Here is a 15,150-nt window from a genome sequence, read left to right as displayed (position 1 = left end):
ATTAATTTCCTAACTGCAACTGATTTCTAACCAACTCGAAATAATTCCCTTTCTGTTCCACTAAGGCCGAGTGGTTACCCATTTCAATAATCCTGCCCTTATCTAACACAACAATCTGATCGGCATTCATCACGGTACTCAAACGATGTGCGATAACTACAACCGTTTTATTTTTGAAAAACAAATCCAGCTGCTCCATGATTTTCTTTTCGTTGTTGGCGTCCAATGCAGATGTCGCTTCATCAAAAAACAACATTTCCGGATTTTTATAAACGGCGCGTGCAATTAACAGACGCTGTTTTTGACCAGTACTCATTCCGAGTCCTTCCGAGCCAATTTTGGTATTATAGCCCAAGGGCAATCCTGAAATATATTCTTTAATATTGGCCACATCCGCAGCATAAACCAATCGTTTTTTATCTACAATATCTACGCCTACCGCTATATTATTGGCAATCGTATCATTAAAAATAAAACCTTCCTGCATTACCGCCCCTATGTTATTACGCCAAGCTTTTTGGGAAATATTTTTTAACTGCGTGTTTCCGAGATTGATTTCGCCGGAATTAGGCTCATAAAACTTGAGCAACAATTTCATTAAAGTTGTCTTTCCGCTTCCGCTGACACCCACAATAGCCGTTACTTTTTTTGCCGGTATTGTCAGATTCAGATTCTCCAGAACCGGAATATCTGATCCCAGATAACGGTACGACAGCTCTTTTATATGAATATCTTCATTTTGAGGCACATCATGTATCTGATGTTCTTCCTGTTGAACTTCATCTTCCTTTTCATGAATTTCAGACAAGCGGGCCAAGGAAATTTTGGCATCCTGCATTTCTCTGACAAAGCCGATGAGTTGCGTAATGGGTCCGTTTAAACTTCCCACTATGGAACTTATTGCCATCATCATCCCGAGTGTGATTTCACCGTCGATTACCAATTTCGCCGATAAAAAAATGATGAAAATATTCTTTAATTCGTTGATTACAGAAGAACCGATGGTTTGTGTCTGTTCTAAAACCAGCCCTTTTATGGAAACCCGGAACAATCGCGCCTGAACATATTCCCAACCCCAACGTTTTTGTTTTTCGGCGTTGTGGAGTTTGATTTCCTGCATCCCGTTGATAAGTTCCATTACTTTGCTTTGTTCCTGACTCACTTCGGAAAAACGTTTGTAATCCAAAGCTTCCCTTCGTTTCAAGAACAGGGTTATCCAACCGAAATATAAGATGCTTCCGGCAAAAAACACGAAAAAAATCTGCAGGTTATAATACGCCAATACACCTCCCATAATTATCATATTAATCAGGGAAAACAATACGTTTAACGACGATGTGGTAAGGATTCGTTCGATACGTCGATGATCGTTAATCCGCTGCATGATGTCACCGGTCATTCTTACATCGAAAAAGGAAATCGGGAGATTCATCAGTTTGATGAAGAAATCGGAAATCAGCGAAATGTTGATTCGTGTGGAAAGATGCAGCAAAATCCAACTTCGTATGAGTTCCAAACCTGTTCTTCCGGCAAACAAGAACAGCTGTGCGAACAAAATCATGTAGACGAAATGAATATTCTGGTTCTGTATGCCTACATCGACGATGCTTTGGGTAAGGAACGGAAAGATCAATTGCAGCAAACTGCTCGCTGACAAACCGATGCTTAACTGAATCAAAAAGGATTGATAACGCCAAAGATATTGATACAACATCCCGAAACCCAAGCCTTTTTTTTCTTCTTTATCAAAATCCGACTGGTGGAATTTAGGAGTAGGTTCCAATAATAAGGCGATGCCTTCCTGGGTGGCTTCATCGGCATTGTTTCCTATCCAGAATTTGATGAATTCTTCTTTTGAATACTCGAGTAACCCTTGAGCAGGATCGGAAATATAAAAAGTGTCCCTTTTTATTTTGTATAAAATGACATAATGATTGTTATTCCAATGCAAAACACACGGCAATGGAGCTTCCTCCAATCGCTCCAGACTAAGCTTTACACCAAGGGTCCGAAACCCAATTTTCTCAGCAGCATCGCTAAGAAAAAGTAGATTACTTCCCTCACGGGTGGTTTCGCTTAAGCTGCGTAATTCCTGAATATTAATGGTTTTGCCATAATACTTGGCAATTATTTTTAAACAGGTCGGACCACAGTCTTTTGCATCGGCTTGTTTGTAAAAAGGGAAACTTTTAAGCATTACTACTCATCCCAAAGTTGGGAATTAATTCGATTAATTTTTTCACTGTCAACATAAAATTCATTTAAGTCACTTCTTACTCCGCACTCAGACAATGATGCATAACCCTCCTCATGCTGCCATTTACTTATGTATGGATTATAATTACATTCCGTATTATACTTCCACTTACCTTCTCCCCTAATAGGAACACGATTATCGACACACAATCTTCTGAACTCGCAATCCGAGCACACAAATGTATCATCTTTTTTTACTTCCCAAAATTCATTGAGTCCTTTTAGTGATATTAAATTTTTTATATTTATGTTTGACAAATCCTTTAAGTATCCAAATACATTTACCGTTTCAAAGACATTTTTAATTTCAGAGTCTTTTCCAATAAATAATTTTCTATTAAAATAAACATGGCATTTTGCCGATTCAAAATAAGTTAACAAATTAGGAGATATCTTTAAACTTATTTCATCAATATCATTGTAAAATCTATTTTTCTTATTCGATCCATCGATAATTTTTACCCCTGAAAAATTGTTGATAGAAATGATTTTATTAGAAGGCTCAAGCAATTTGAAAAGCATTTCTGTAAGTTCAAACCCGTTAACTAAAGTCACTTCAAAAGTATCCGCTTCATTTTCATTAACAAAATCACTAAACAATTCTAAAGCCCTAACAGTAGTATATTCTGAAAATATAAAATTAAATTGTGGTATTTGCCCATTGACTCCATTTTCATTAAATTTATATAAATTGAGTGCATTTATTTCAGACAGTTCAACAACCGCCGTTATTATATCATATGGTATTTCAAAGTCATCATTAAACTGAGGAAAACAGTTTCTAATATCTTCATTTGAATCAAAGACTAAATTCTTTTCCTTTAGAAAACAAAGCAAATCTTCATCCACATCATTTCCTTTAAAAAAGAAATCTGTCGAATTTAATTGTTCAAAACAATGATTTGGAATAAAATGAATCTGTGATTTCAACGAATCGTAAATCAAAGTCCTGTTATACCCTTTACAAAAAAGGATGTTATTATAAATCTGATACATTTTATTTTCTGGGAAAGAAAGAGGTTCTTAAATATATTTCTCTTATTACATGCTTTGCTGTTTGGAGCTTTGCACTTTCTACAGTGTGAAAAATTAATTCAACAACCTCAGCAGATTGCATTTTTTGCACTACAACTGGCAACTTATTATTTTCTCTCATAAACTAACTGCAATTTCTTTATGTATGTTGTAATTACAAGGGGCAGACACCTGCTCAAACTGACCTACAGGATTAACTTCAAAAAGCACATATTCCCCTTCATTTGTGTAGGCAAAGTCAAAGCTCCCTGATTTCAAATCAAGCTTATTACATAATTTACTTATTTTTTCTTCTAAACTAATAGGAAACTTAAAGGGGACAACTCTATTCGGATTTTCAAAATCGTAATTTCTAAAATCTAATTTTGTTTTATCGTTTTCTTGCGAAAAAATTGCGGAGCTAAAAAACCTATTATTAAAATAGAAGCTCCGAATTTCAAATTTTTTCTGAACTTCTTTTTGAATTAATGAATACCAGATGTTTTTCCCATCGTCATAATTTACCCTCTGAGTCATAGAATAAAAAGTCGTATCATTATCAATTATCGCAAGATCTGAAATAGCTTTTGTTATATAACCCTCATTGCTAAAATCAAGCATACTAAAATCATTAAGCACATAAGTTTCCGGAACTTTTATCCCTAAGTCATTAGCTAGTGATAAAACTTGTAGTTTGTTTATATTATTGTCTTTAAATTTGTTTAAGATTGCCAACTGATTTAATTTCATCTCAAAAAACTCTACTACCTTATTGTATTCCTTTTCCAAAAAAACATTCATTTTTGAACTTATATCTTTACCATTGTAAAGGAATTTTACTTCCGAAAATATTGCGAACTTTAATCTTGACCTTCTATACCAATATGATTTAAAATCAGACAATTTATATCCTTCATTATCAATATTAAAATTTATGTCTATGTAATTATCTTTTATTACAATACTTTTTATATCAATAATATTCTCCGCTGAGACCCGAACAAACTTTTTATCGTAATAATTTAACCACGAACAGACTATATCGGTGCTTGGCTCAGAAACATCTGAGCATATCAATATTAATTTATCATTCATAATTTTTTGGTAATTTAATGTTGAAATTTTTACAAAACAGTTCAATATCAACAATCCAATATTCTTTTCTGATCTGATTCACATCATTTGGATTAATTAACTCCATTAACGTTAATTTCCCATCAATATCAGTGTACATTTTTGTACCGAACAAACTTTTATTTGCGTCTATAAAATACTGTACATAATGATCATATGCAGATGCATATTCGTCAGGCGTCAGTTCACCAATTTCAACAAGAGGCCAAAGCATCTGAACAAACTGCAAAGCGTCTTCCTTTTTTAAAAATCCAGCAATGGCATGATTCAACAATATTGTTATTGTCTGACCGTTAAATCTTCTGCATTTTCTCCGCTTGGGAAAAACACCTTTCTTTAAAAGCTCCAACATATAATAACTATTAGGCGTTGACCCGTATTTCCCAATATAATTAAAAGCCAAAGAATCTTTAACTTTATTGTCAAAAAAAAGAAACCGCAATTCTTGAAAATATTTTTCATTATGTAGTATATTTTCAAATAAAACATTGTCATTTTTATCTAACTCTTTTAAATATCTTTGCCTCAATCTTCTCATTTTATTTAGCTTTTTTTTGTAAAGCCCATTAAGAAACACACCATAATTGCTTTTATTTTCTAAACTCATATAACCCAAATCATATTCAACTGCAAATCTTTGTTGCTTGTTATTATCCGATTCAAATTGATATCCAAATCTTATAGATTTAAAAAATGCCTCTTTTGCTTTTACGTCATTTCCAGATTGGAAATAATAATAACTTAAATTTCTCAATTCATCCGGAAACGGAATGGCTATTTTAACTGCTTTTTCTAAATAAAAAATGGCAGAATCTTTTGTTGTTTTTTGTGACTTGATGCTTAAAGAATGATATTCTTTATAATTACTTTGAGAATATGAGATACAACTCAAAACGAACGTCGAAAAGAGCAATAATATTTTCATTTTTTTGTACGCATTCTTTTGATTTTTATTTTAATCCGTAGTTAATCAGCTTCATCAAATCCATTAAACAACCTTTCATCCAACTGAAATCATCTATATCAAACCGAAAAAAATCGGAATTATAAAGCATAGTCTACTTTTTTGAGTAGACTATGCTGCTGTAATGGATTACAACTTAATTTTGAGGCTGATCCTTTTCACCCCCTCCAGTATTCTCAGAATCAAAATGCCCATTGTTTCCATTGATATCTGTAGTCCAAAATACGACATCATAAGAAGTTGTACTTGCAGCAGTATCAGAATTTTTCGAGGTATATGCTAATCCTCCTACAACATTTTTAGCTTCATTTTCAGACAGTTTTAAACTATCAAACAATTTTGAATTCATTTTTTTCATCTTAATCATTTTTTTTAGATAATTAATAAATTATTTCTCTTGAAATCCAACTTCATCTCGCTACTCACTGCGCGCTTGCTTTGGTTAAATAAGTAGGAATTTCTTTGCAATTATACTTTACATTTTTCAAACAACCAAATCATACCTGTTAAATTTACAATAAATTCTTACAAATAAAGTTTATGAAATCATAGATAACAAAAAAAAAAACTGCCTGAAAGTAATTTCCAGGCAGCTTAACTACAACTCTTCAGTAGAGATTTGGGGCATCATCCTAAGATGATTCTAGTTAAAAACAAAATATTTAAAAAAAAATAATGACTCTGTATAAAAATCCCAATATCACGACAAAGTACTACTGCAGCAGTATCCTTCCGGACAAGGGTCTGGTTTACAAGCAACATTTCCTCTGTTGATTCTTTTTTGCTCGATTTTCGTAATTTCTTCTACGCCTTTTAATTTTAAAATGTTCTTTAACATAATCAATAATTTAAAATTTGACATAATACTCTGCCGTTAGAGACACTTGGGCTGTGTCTCTTTTGGCCTGAGATTTTTCATTTTATATGACTGAAACAAAAAATCTTCTGATTCAGTCATATAAGGATCAGTCTTTTCGGGGAAATGCTACTACGACTAATTCGGGGAAATATATTAAGACGATTTAAATAAAGTTTATCTCAAAATGAGGAATCTCTTTACAAGCAAGTTCATCACAATGCTTTCCATACTGTGCACACATATTGTTTTCTTTGCAAATAACCTTTTCGTTTCTAATACTTTTTTGCAGCTTTTGGGATATTTTTTCAACCCCGTCGATACTTAAGATGTCTTTTAATAACATAATTAAAGTTTTTATAACTGAATATTATCTCAATCATTTTAAGACATTTGAGACTTCTGTCCACTTTTATGTATGGTTTTATAATTTTATAAATCTGATTAAAATGCCGTTCCCAAAGACACACTTTCTTCTGAAAATTCATTTAAAAAATATCTCAACTCATCGATTTCATATCCATCAGGAAACAACTTATCGTTTATGACTTTAACAGGCGTATAATTGAATCCGTTTTCGCGACACCAATTATACTGTTGCTGAATTTGCTCTCTTGTCTTAATGCCGATGACATTATCCGCCCATTTCGCTTTCCACTCATCAAGTTCCATTTTCTCAATATGCCAATCCGTGATGGCTGCAAGGGCTTTTTCCGGAAAAGAATTACCTATAACCAGCAGATTCTCCACAACAGTCCTATATGGATTTTCATCGTTTTCCGGGTTGATATTAAACAATACTTTTAAAAATACCCGCTCCGGAAACTTTGTCATTAACTTATATGCGTCCTCGAATACTTTATGGCAGTGAACACAACTTGGACTGATTATAATCGTCAATTGGATATCTGCTTGTTTATTCCCGAAAGACAATCCTTTTAGTTGATCAAACCCCAAAGAATTCGGAATCTCTTTTGTCAGATGCATGAACAACTTATGATTCCTTTTGAATTTTATCAACCGGACAATTTCTTTCTCTGCAGCTATTTTTGCTTCAAAAATCGGTTTCACGACCATCCAAATTGAGGCGAAAAAAAAAACTGAGAACAAAAAGTCAAAAAGTTGGATGGAAGAAAAGGAAAATGACATTTGCGTTCCTATTCCAAAAAACAAACTTTGTGTAATCACTATAAAGGACACCATTAAACACAGGACACACCATTTTCTTAATTGGACTTTCTGCAGCCAAATGGAGTACAAAATAACCGGAAGAGACAATATGCTTATTATCCCGACAATTAAAGCAGCGTCTTGGGGTTGTATTATTATTGACATGACACTAATTCCGAAAAATAAAAATGGAAGGTCAGAAAATTGAATCCATTTTTTATCCGAATCCGATTGGATTAAGGAATTACAGGAAGTATTTGAATTAATGGTACAGATTTTCGATACCATTCCGTTTGCATATCCAAACTTTTCCTGAAGAATTAAAACGGCGGTACCCAATCCCAAAAGAGAAGTTAATAACAAAATCAGACTAGTGGTACTGTACTCATTATAAATAAGCGAAAAAGCAACTAAAACAATAACCGGAGCAACATAGCGAAGTCTTTTTATATTTAAACTTTTGCTTGCATCATTCATCACTTCATTAGGCTCAATAGCTATAACAACCTGACCCCAATCAGTAAGGAATTCGTTAAATGATAAATTTCTACCTTTCCCGTCTTCAAATTCAATCGTCACGCTAATGTCACTTTTCAGAACCAAAACCATACTTTGCTTAAAAATCGTCAAAAAGGAATCTGGTAATTCTATAAATTGTTCTTTTGGAATTTTAATCGCTACATTAGGAATCGATAATGAATCTAATGTATCGGTAATTGCAAATACACTTGGGTAATTAGGATGCGATGCATACAGATCCAAAAAATCTTTTTTCTGTTCTGAATAATGATTTATCGTCAAATATTTTTCGATCAAATCGGTCATAAAAAATCAATTGTTTAATTACAAAATCATTGTGATTTGATGACGAAATTCAGCCTTTTCAGATTAAAAAAAAAGAGTGAAGGGGCATAATTTGTAAATTATGAATAGATAATTTATAAATTATCACAGGTCTTTAAAAACACAACCCACTGAAAAACAGAACGCTATAACTAAAAACACATTTTTCAACTTTAAAAGGATGTCAAAACTACATTTCAGTCACTGCTCTTGATAAATTTGTTGAGCAAACCATTAAAACAACACTCTCATGAAACGATCATTCTTAAATTTTCAAAAATTCGAAGAAAACAAACTGAGTAAAAATGAACAAAAATCTATACGAGGAGGAGGAGATTCTACACAACAAGATGATTATGCTGTAAAAACACAAACTAAAGGAAGTACAGAAACGATTCAAAAACAGGATGAAGGCGGGGTTGTCCCTATTAAAGGGGTTGGTTCAATTTAAAGAAGACAAACAAAAGAACTAGTTAACCGCTTCTTCTTCTATCTTTTTTATAAAGCGGACTGGTGTAACGCCGGTTCGCTTACTAAAACTTTTAGTAAATGAAACGGCATTCTTATAGCCAACGCTTTCTGCCATGGCCTGAGTAGAATATTTTCTATAGGTCGAATTAGTGATCATCTCATTAATGACATAATTAATTTTTAGCTCGTTGGCATATTCACTGAAAGTCTTTCCGAAACGCTTGTTAACAACGTAAGAAAGATAAGTGGTATTTGTTTTTATTTTTTTTGCAATTACCTGTTGTGTAAAATCGGGATTAAGATAATATTGCTTTTTTTCCAGATTTATCAACTTTCTGACAATTTCATTTTCTTTTTCTTCGTCGATGCTTAATAAAGGCAGCTTGTTTTTAGAAGCTTCGTCATCTGAATATTCCTCTTTTGCAAGCAAGGTGATTTCATGTTCGCCATTATTTTTTTCTAAATTGGCCTTATGCTCGGCAATCATCGAACTGATTTTTTTCTCGACCTCCTTTCTTTGATTCACATTCCTCAACAAAACAAACAAAAGAGCCACAAATAATATAAAAATAAGAATGTACAAACCATTTCTCAGAAGTACTTTGTTCTTATATTTTACCTGCATATCATCCATTTCTTTTTTCAAGTTGGATAATCCTATCGAATAATTGACCTCCAAAACTTCTTTTGTAATTTTCGATTCATTTTTCTCAAAAGCATCCAAATAAATTTCGGAATGTTTATAAGCTTTCAAAGCATCATTTTTCTCACTGTAAATCTTTGATTGATAATAATTGGACATGATAAATTCCAAATTACCCATCTTTTTTATATTGTAAATCGAATCAACTTTATGAAAACAGGTCAATGCTTTATCATACCTTTTGGTAGTATAATATAAATTTCCCAGATTAAAATTGGTATTATAATACTCTTCCTCAAAATTATTATTTTTAGTAAGCAGTATAAGGTTATAATACACCTTTTCAGCTGTTGCAAAGTCTTTTTTCGTATTGTAGATATTGGCCAGGTTAATTTGCGCCCTTATTTTCCGGTCTGTGAATTTACTTGAGAAGGTTACTACTTTTTTATAGAAATATTCAGCAGAATCCAACAATTTAAAGTTAACGTCTGCCTTCTCGTTCTTACCCGTGAGTCGCAAATTCTTTTCAATATTGAAATAATACTGTTCATAAAAACTTGCCAGATTCATATAAACATTTCCTTTATCCCTTATGAATTGTTCTTCTGTATACTGGTGTTTTATCTTATCCGTCGTACGGTTTACTTCTCTTGAAACTGCAATCGCCTGTTTATAATTACCGACTTCAGCATTAATCATCGCGATGTTATTGTCGAATTTAATAACCTGCATATAGTCATCAATGCTCAACGAAAGATCTCTCCCCTTTTGATATTTCTCCAGAGCCTGATTATAATCAGTCCTTCTCCAGTCAATGAGTCCGCCAATGTTGAGTATGAAAGCATTCAGACTGGTTTTTTTATCTGAAACCGAAACTTTCTCCAGATGTATAAGTGATTTTTGATAGTATTTATCAGCTTCAAAAGGGCTGCTTTTTAACTGAAAAAAATAAGCTTTACAAGCAGTAGAAAATGCTTTATGAGAAGGATCATCCGAACTTTCAAGTTGGGATGCATAAACATAAGCACTATCGATATTCGAACTAAAAGACGATTTTATTTTTTCTTCAAGTACCGAAGCCCTTTCATCATTCAAAACACCTTTCCCTTGCGAAAAAAGAGTATTTGAAAAAACAAAAAACATAAAAAATAAAAATAACCTCATCATTTCACATTATTCTTTCCGCAAAAGTAACTATTATCCTTTGATTATCTAACTTAACAAAACGCAATCAACTTAAAATCGTAAAGCATAACATTACAAAAACGCACTATTTACAGAAACTTTTTATTGAAAAAGACTATTTATCGCTATCTATTTAAAATAACGTTATAATAATAAATCTTTTCACGACTGATTTCCGTTAATCTCAAGTACAATTACAAACCATCAACTGTCTTACTTAAGGCCGCCTAATCAGATAATTCCATTTTTATTTTTCGGCAACTCAAAAAAACAAAAATACACTCTTATTAAAAAATTCTGCTTTTTAAACTCTCCTTTTAAACTTTTGCATACCAAGAAAGAACACTCTCACTTTTTTAACCGAAAATCCGAAGTTGATTTTATCAATTAATAAGAATAAGATTTTACTGCAAAAATAAATGATTATTTCAGAAATCTGCAAAAACAGAAATTATTTTTAAAAACATTTCTTACTTAATCAAGAAAACACTTCATCTACAACCTACTTTATAGATAAAATTATAACATAGGTAAATTGAATAGTTAAATTTCTTTCTTACTTTTGTGAACCAAAAATTTTATATAATGAAACCAGACTTATTCCAAGCCCCTGATTATTACCTGTTAGATGACCTGCTGACTGACGAACACAAATTAGTACGCGACGCCGCACGCGCATGGGTTAAAAAAGAAGTATCCCCAATTATTGAAGAATATGCACAAAGAGCTGAATTCCCTAAACAGATTGTAAAAGGTTTGGGCGAAATCGGCGGATTCGGACCTTACATCCCTGTAGAATATGGAGGTGCCGGTTTGGATCAAATCTCATACGGTTTAATCATGCAGGAAATCGAGCGTGGTGATTCGGGAGTACGTTCCACTTCATCTGTTCAGTCTTCTTTGGTAATGTATCCAATTTGGAAATACGGAAACGAAGAGCAGCGCATGAAATACTTGCCAAAATTAGCTACCGGAGAATGGATCGGCTGTTTTGGTTTAACAGAGCCAGATTACGGTTCCAACCCAGGCGGAATGGTAACCAATTTTAAAGATATGGGCGACCATTATTTATTGAACGGTGCCAAAATGTGGATTTCTAATGCACCATTCGCCGATATAGCTGTGGTTTGGGCAAAGGACGAAAGCGGAAGAATCCACGGTCTGATCGTAGAAAGAGGTATGGAAGGATTCTCAACTCCGGAAACACATAACAAATGGTCTCTTAGAGCTTCAGCTACGGGAGAATTGATTTTCGACAACGTAAAAGTTCCGAAAGAAAACTTATTACCAAACAAATCAGGTTTGGGCGCACCACTTGGTTGTTTGGATTCAGCACGTTACGGTATTGCCTGGGGTGCTATCGGAGCAGCAATGGATTGTTATGATACTGCTTTACGCTATTCTAAAGAACGTATCCAGTTTGACAAACCGATTGGCGCATACCAATTACAACAAAAGAAATTAGCCGAAATGATCACCGAAATTACCAAAGCACAATTATTGACTTGGAGATTGGGGGTTTTGAGAAATGAAGGAAGAGCTACTACTGCACAAATCTCTATGGCAAAAAGAAATAACGTGAACATGGCAATCGAAATCGCCCGTGAAGCACGTCAAATGTTAGGAGGAATGGGTATTACCGGTGAGTATTCGATTATGCGTCACATGATGAACCTTGAATCGGTAATCACTTACGAGGGAACTCACGATATCCACTTGTTAATCACAGGAATGGATGTGACCGGATTCTCTGCATTCAAATAATTTTTATCAATTTCACAATTGATTAAATCAATGTTAAAAGCTTCCCTGCAATGGGGAGCTTTTTTTAATTTCGCATTTCAAACCCCAATTGCTATGAATATCCAAACCGTAAACAAAAGCATCCAACCCCAAAAAGATCTTTTACTAAACCACCCGCTGTACAAGCAAATTCAGAATGTAGACGACTTACGTCATTTCCTGGAAGGACATGTGTATGCCGTTTGGGATTTTATGTCGTTGTTGAAGGCGCTTCAGCAAAAACTTACGTGTACAACGATACCTTGGTTCGCTTCACCAAATGCTGAAATGAGATATCTGATCAATGAAATTGTCTTAGCTGAAGAGTCTGATATAAGTCTAGACGGAAAAAGACAAAGCCATTTCGAGATGTACCTGGATGCCATGAGAGCTAGTGGTGCAAATACTGCAAACATCGAAACTTTCCTGGAAAGCGTGATTTCGATGCAGAACATTTTCGTATCTATCAAAATCAGTGATTTACACCCAAAAATTAAGGAATTCCTTAATTTCACATTTGAAGTAATCGAACACGGTAAACCACACGAAATTGCCGCAGCATTTACTTTTGGACGTGAAGATTTAATTCCGGATATGTTCTCTGAGATATTGAAAAATTTTCAGGCGAATTTCCCGGAAACCGATTTAACGAAACTGATCTATTATTTCGAAAGACATATCGAACTGGATGCGGACGACCACGGACCAATGGCTATGCAGATGATAACAGAACTTTGCGGGAACGACAACCAGAAATGGAAAGAAGTGGAAAGTATCTCGATTCAAGCTCTGGAAAAACGCATCGGTTTATGGGATGCGATTGAAGAACACATCAACGAAACACATTTAGCTGTATAATAAAAAAGTCCCGATTGTATCGGGACTTTTATTTTTTATATTCTTAGTACTTACGATTCCGGAGCGAGTTCCACTTCCAAGCCGTTAATCTCGGGAGTAATGTGGATCTGACACCCTAACCTACTATTCTCTTTTACATTAAAAGCTTCCCAAAGCATCGCATCTTCATCAGCTGATTTTTCAGGTAGTTCCACATCGTTTAAAACATAACACTGACAAGAAGCGCACATAGCCATTCCTCCACAGATCCCAATGGTACCCTCCGGAGCCAGTTCATAGGCACGAACCAATTCCATGATATTCATGTTCATATCCGTTGGAGCCTGAACTTCGTGAGCAACACCTTCACGGTCGATTATTTTGATAGTTACGTCTTGTGACATGATTACTCTATTGATTTAACAACTGCTTTCTCTGCTTCTTTCCTTGTTCCGTCGAAACCGTCAACACCGGAAACGGTAGTATATTTTAACACATATTTTTTACCCGGATTCAGTTTATTGTATACCGACTGACACATTAACGTAGCTTCGTGGAAACCACACAGAATCAGTTTCAGTTTTCCCGGATAGGTATTTACATCTCCAATTGCGTAAATCCCCTCGATATTCGTCTGATAATCCAAGGCGTTATTTACTACGATGGCATTTTTCTCGATTTCTAATCCCCAATGTGCAATCGGCCCTAATTTTGGCGTAAGTCCGAATAACGGAATGAAATAATCCGTTTTGATATTACGATGGGCACCGTTTTCATCAATATCGATGGATTCTAAATGTTCGGAACCATTCAAGCCTACAACTTCGGCTGGAGTTACCAAGTGGATTTTCCCTTTGTGTTTTAACTCCGTTACTTTTTCTACAGAGTCCAATGCCCCGCGGAATTCGTTTCTTCGGTGAATTAACGTAACCTCTTTCGCTACATCGGCAAGGAAAATACTCCAATCCAACGCCGAATCGCCACCACCGGCAATTACAACACGCTTGTGACGGAACTTTTCCGGATCTTTTATAAAATAATCTACGCCTTTATCTTCGTAAAATTCAATGTCTTCGATCAATGGTTTTCTCGGCTCGAAACTTCCCAAACCACCTGCAATGGCAACTGCTTTAGCTTTGTGTTCGGTTCCTTTATTGGTCGTTACGATGAATGTGCCGTCTTCCAGTTTTTGGATTTTCTCAGCAACTTCGCCCAAAGTAAATCCAGGCTGAAACTGCTTGATCTGTTCCATAAGATTGTGAACCAAGTCTCCCGCCAATACAGAAGGAAACCCTGGAATATCGAAAATAGGTTTTTTGGGATATAATTCAGTTAACTGTCCACCCGGTTGTGGCAGACCATCAATGATGTGACATTTCAGCTTTAAAAGTCCTGCTTCAAAAACGGCGAAAAGCCCCGTAGGACCTGCTCCGATGATAAGTATATCAGTTTCAATCATTTTTCAAAAGTTTATTGCATCTGTTCGTCATTCTAACTTATGTCAGAGCAACAAAGTTACAAGGTGGCAGCCTCACAAAACATGATTTATGTCAGTTCTGCGTGAGGAATGGGAGCGGCATCCTTTTTATTGAGGTTGTTCTCAAAACAACCCCGATAAAAAGATATATCGTCCCGATAGCGATCGGGAAGCCCGACCCTTGTGGTCACGCCCAAAAATCAGGCGATATTCACAACGGTTTCTATTTGTGGAGCATACTTTTTAATGGTAGTTTCCACACCCGCCTTTAAGGTCATCTGGTTGATTTTACAGGAAATGCATGCACCTTCCAAACGCACTTTTACGTGTTTCCCGTCTTCAATTTCCACAAGCGAAATATCACCTCCATCAGAATTTAAAAACGGACGAATTTCATCCAGTGCCTTTTCTACGGTAGACTTAAGTTCTTCTGTATTCATCATTTTAGATTGTTGGATTATTGGATTATTGGATCTTCAGACATCAATAGTTTTTCTAACTATCGACTGGTCTAAAAA

The 15,150-nt window shown here is 34.7% G+C and carries 15 protein-coding genes; 3 read left to right on the top strand and 12 right to left on the bottom strand.

The window, feature by feature from the left end; genetic code table 11:
* Window position 1: 1 nt before the first annotated feature.
* The 8 genes from LZF87_RS04930 to LZF87_RS04895 all read right to left on the bottom strand — a co-directional run bounded on the left by LZF87_RS04930 (window position 2) and on the right by LZF87_RS04895 (window position 8,219).
* Entirely contained in the window at window positions 2–2,197 is a 2,196-nt protein-coding gene (locus tag LZF87_RS04930; RefSeq protein ID WP_244342188.1) for a peptidase domain-containing ABC transporter, read from the bottom strand.
* Between the two features lie 2 nt (window positions 2,198–2,199).
* Window positions 2,200–3,186, bottom strand: coding sequence for a hypothetical protein (locus LZF87_RS04925; RefSeq protein ID WP_244342187.1), 987 nt, complete (start codon window positions 3,184–3,186; stop codon window positions 2,200–2,202).
* Between the two features lie 222 nt (window positions 3,187–3,408).
* On the bottom strand, window positions 3,409–4,365 hold the full coding sequence (gene gwsG / locus LZF87_RS04920) for a grasp-with-spasm system ATP-grasp peptide maturase (protein ID WP_244342186.1): 957 nt from the start codon (window positions 4,363–4,365) through the stop codon (window positions 3,409–3,411).
* Window positions 4,358–5,329: a hypothetical protein gene (locus tag LZF87_RS04915; RefSeq protein ID WP_244342185.1), complete on the bottom strand. Its 972-nt coding sequence runs from the start codon at window positions 5,327–5,329 to the stop codon at window positions 4,358–4,360. Before LZF87_RS04915 ends, gwsG begins: the two co-directional genes overlap by 8 nt.
* 175 nt (window positions 5,330–5,504) lie before the next feature.
* Window positions 5,505–5,735: a hypothetical protein gene (locus LZF87_RS04910; RefSeq protein ID WP_244342184.1), complete on the bottom strand. Its 231-nt coding sequence runs from the start codon at window positions 5,733–5,735 to the stop codon at window positions 5,505–5,507.
* 333 nt (window positions 5,736–6,068) lie between these two features.
* Window positions 6,069–6,206: a hypothetical protein gene (locus tag LZF87_RS04905; protein ID WP_244342183.1), complete on the bottom strand. Its 138-nt coding sequence runs from the start codon at window positions 6,204–6,206 to the stop codon at window positions 6,069–6,071.
* Window positions 6,207–6,390: 184 nt separating this feature from the next.
* Entirely contained in the window at window positions 6,391–6,570 is a 180-nt protein-coding gene (locus LZF87_RS04900) for a hypothetical protein (RefSeq protein ID WP_244342182.1), read from the bottom strand.
* Between the two features lie 98 nt (window positions 6,571–6,668).
* Window positions 6,669–8,219, bottom strand: a complete 1,551-nt coding sequence (locus LZF87_RS04895) for a vitamin K epoxide reductase family protein (protein WP_244342181.1) — start codon at window positions 8,217–8,219, stop codon at window positions 6,669–6,671.
* A 268-nt stretch (window positions 8,220–8,487) separates the two neighbouring features.
* Between LZF87_RS04895 and LZF87_RS04890 the strand changes: the two genes are divergently transcribed.
* Window positions 8,488–8,688, top strand: coding sequence for a hypothetical protein (locus LZF87_RS04890; protein ID WP_244342180.1), 201 nt, complete (start codon window positions 8,488–8,490; stop codon window positions 8,686–8,688).
* Window positions 8,689–8,706: 18 nt separating this feature from the next.
* On the opposite strand, the gene LZF87_RS04885 is transcribed toward LZF87_RS04890, so the two are convergent.
* On the bottom strand, window positions 8,707–10,518 hold the full coding sequence (locus LZF87_RS04885; RefSeq protein ID WP_244342179.1) for a tetratricopeptide repeat protein: 1,812 nt from the start codon (window positions 10,516–10,518) through the stop codon (window positions 8,707–8,709).
* 603 nt (window positions 10,519–11,121) lie between these two features.
* Between LZF87_RS04885 and LZF87_RS04880 the strand changes: the two genes are divergently transcribed.
* Window positions 11,122–12,300 (top strand): acyl-CoA dehydrogenase family protein, encoded by a 1,179-nt coding sequence (locus LZF87_RS04880; protein ID WP_244342178.1) that lies wholly within the window; start codon window positions 11,122–11,124, stop codon window positions 12,298–12,300.
* A 93-nt stretch (window positions 12,301–12,393) separates the two neighbouring features.
* Window positions 12,394–13,176, top strand: coding sequence for a DUF3050 domain-containing protein (locus LZF87_RS04875; RefSeq protein ID WP_244342177.1), 783 nt, complete (start codon window positions 12,394–12,396; stop codon window positions 13,174–13,176).
* Window positions 13,177–13,226: 50 nt separating this feature from the next.
* On the opposite strand, the gene LZF87_RS04870 is transcribed toward LZF87_RS04875, so the two are convergent.
* From LZF87_RS04870 to LZF87_RS04860, 3 genes are all read right to left on the bottom strand, one after another.
* Window positions 13,227–13,559, bottom strand: coding sequence for a 2Fe-2S iron-sulfur cluster-binding protein (locus tag LZF87_RS04870; RefSeq protein WP_244342176.1), 333 nt, complete (start codon window positions 13,557–13,559; stop codon window positions 13,227–13,229).
* Between the two features lie 2 nt (window positions 13,560–13,561).
* Entirely contained in the window at window positions 13,562–14,614 is a 1,053-nt protein-coding gene (locus LZF87_RS04865) for an NAD(P)/FAD-dependent oxidoreductase (protein ID WP_244342175.1), read from the bottom strand.
* Window positions 14,615–14,832: 218 nt separating this feature from the next.
* Window positions 14,833–15,072, bottom strand: a complete 240-nt coding sequence (locus LZF87_RS04860; protein WP_035630849.1) for a NifU family protein — start codon at window positions 15,070–15,072, stop codon at window positions 14,833–14,835.
* Window positions 15,073–15,150 lie beyond the last annotated feature (78 nt).

This window comes from Flavobacterium enshiense (assembly GCF_022836875.1).
In the GTDB taxonomy this organism is placed as follows: domain Bacteria; phylum Bacteroidota; class Bacteroidia; order Flavobacteriales; family Flavobacteriaceae; genus Flavobacterium; species Flavobacterium enshiense_A.
Note: the sequence above shows the minus strand (reverse complement) of the source record. Positions and strands in the feature narration are given on the sequence as shown.

Excerpts from the sequence above, each read along its gene's own strand:
- LZF87_RS04885 (WP_244342179.1), bottom strand. The coding sequence starts at position 10,518 with ATGATGAGGTTATTTTTATTTTTTATGTTTTTTGTTTTTTCAAATACT.
- LZF87_RS04870 (WP_244342176.1), bottom strand. The coding sequence starts at position 13,559 with ATGTCACAAGACGTAACTATCAAAATAATCGACCGTGAAGGTGTTGCT.
- LZF87_RS04900 (WP_244342182.1), bottom strand. The coding sequence starts at position 6,570 with ATGTTATTAAAAGACATCTTAAGTATCGACGGGGTTGAAAAAATATCC.
- LZF87_RS04875 (WP_244342177.1), top strand. The coding sequence starts at position 12,394 with ATGAATATCCAAACCGTAAACAAAAGCATCCAACCCCAAAAAGATCTT.
- LZF87_RS04930 (WP_244342188.1), bottom strand. The coding sequence starts at position 2,197 with ATGCTTAAAAGTTTCCCTTTTTACAAACAAGCCGATGCAAAAGACTGT.
- gwsG (WP_244342186.1), bottom strand. The coding sequence starts at position 4,365 with ATGAATGATAAATTAATATTGATATGCTCAGATGTTTCTGAGCCAAGC.
- LZF87_RS04860 (WP_035630849.1), bottom strand. The coding sequence starts at position 15,072 with ATGAATACAGAAGAACTTAAGTCTACCGTAGAAAAGGCACTGGATGAA.
- LZF87_RS04905 (WP_244342183.1), bottom strand. The coding sequence starts at position 6,206 with ATGTTAAAGAACATTTTAAAATTAAAAGGCGTAGAAGAAATTACGAAA.
- LZF87_RS04890 (WP_244342180.1), top strand. The coding sequence starts at position 8,488 with ATGAAACGATCATTCTTAAATTTTCAAAAATTCGAAGAAAACAAACTG.
- LZF87_RS04865 (WP_244342175.1), bottom strand. The coding sequence starts at position 14,614 with ATGATTGAAACTGATATACTTATCATCGGAGCAGGTCCTACGGGGCTT.
- LZF87_RS04915 (WP_244342185.1), bottom strand. The coding sequence starts at position 5,329 with ATGAAAATATTATTGCTCTTTTCGACGTTCGTTTTGAGTTGTATCTCA.
- LZF87_RS04895 (WP_244342181.1), bottom strand. The coding sequence starts at position 8,219 with ATGACCGATTTGATCGAAAAATATTTGACGATAAATCATTATTCAGAA.
- LZF87_RS04880 (WP_244342178.1), top strand. The coding sequence starts at position 11,122 with ATGAAACCAGACTTATTCCAAGCCCCTGATTATTACCTGTTAGATGAC.
- LZF87_RS04910 (WP_244342184.1), bottom strand. The coding sequence starts at position 5,735 with ATGATTAAGATGAAAAAAATGAATTCAAAATTGTTTGATAGTTTAAAA.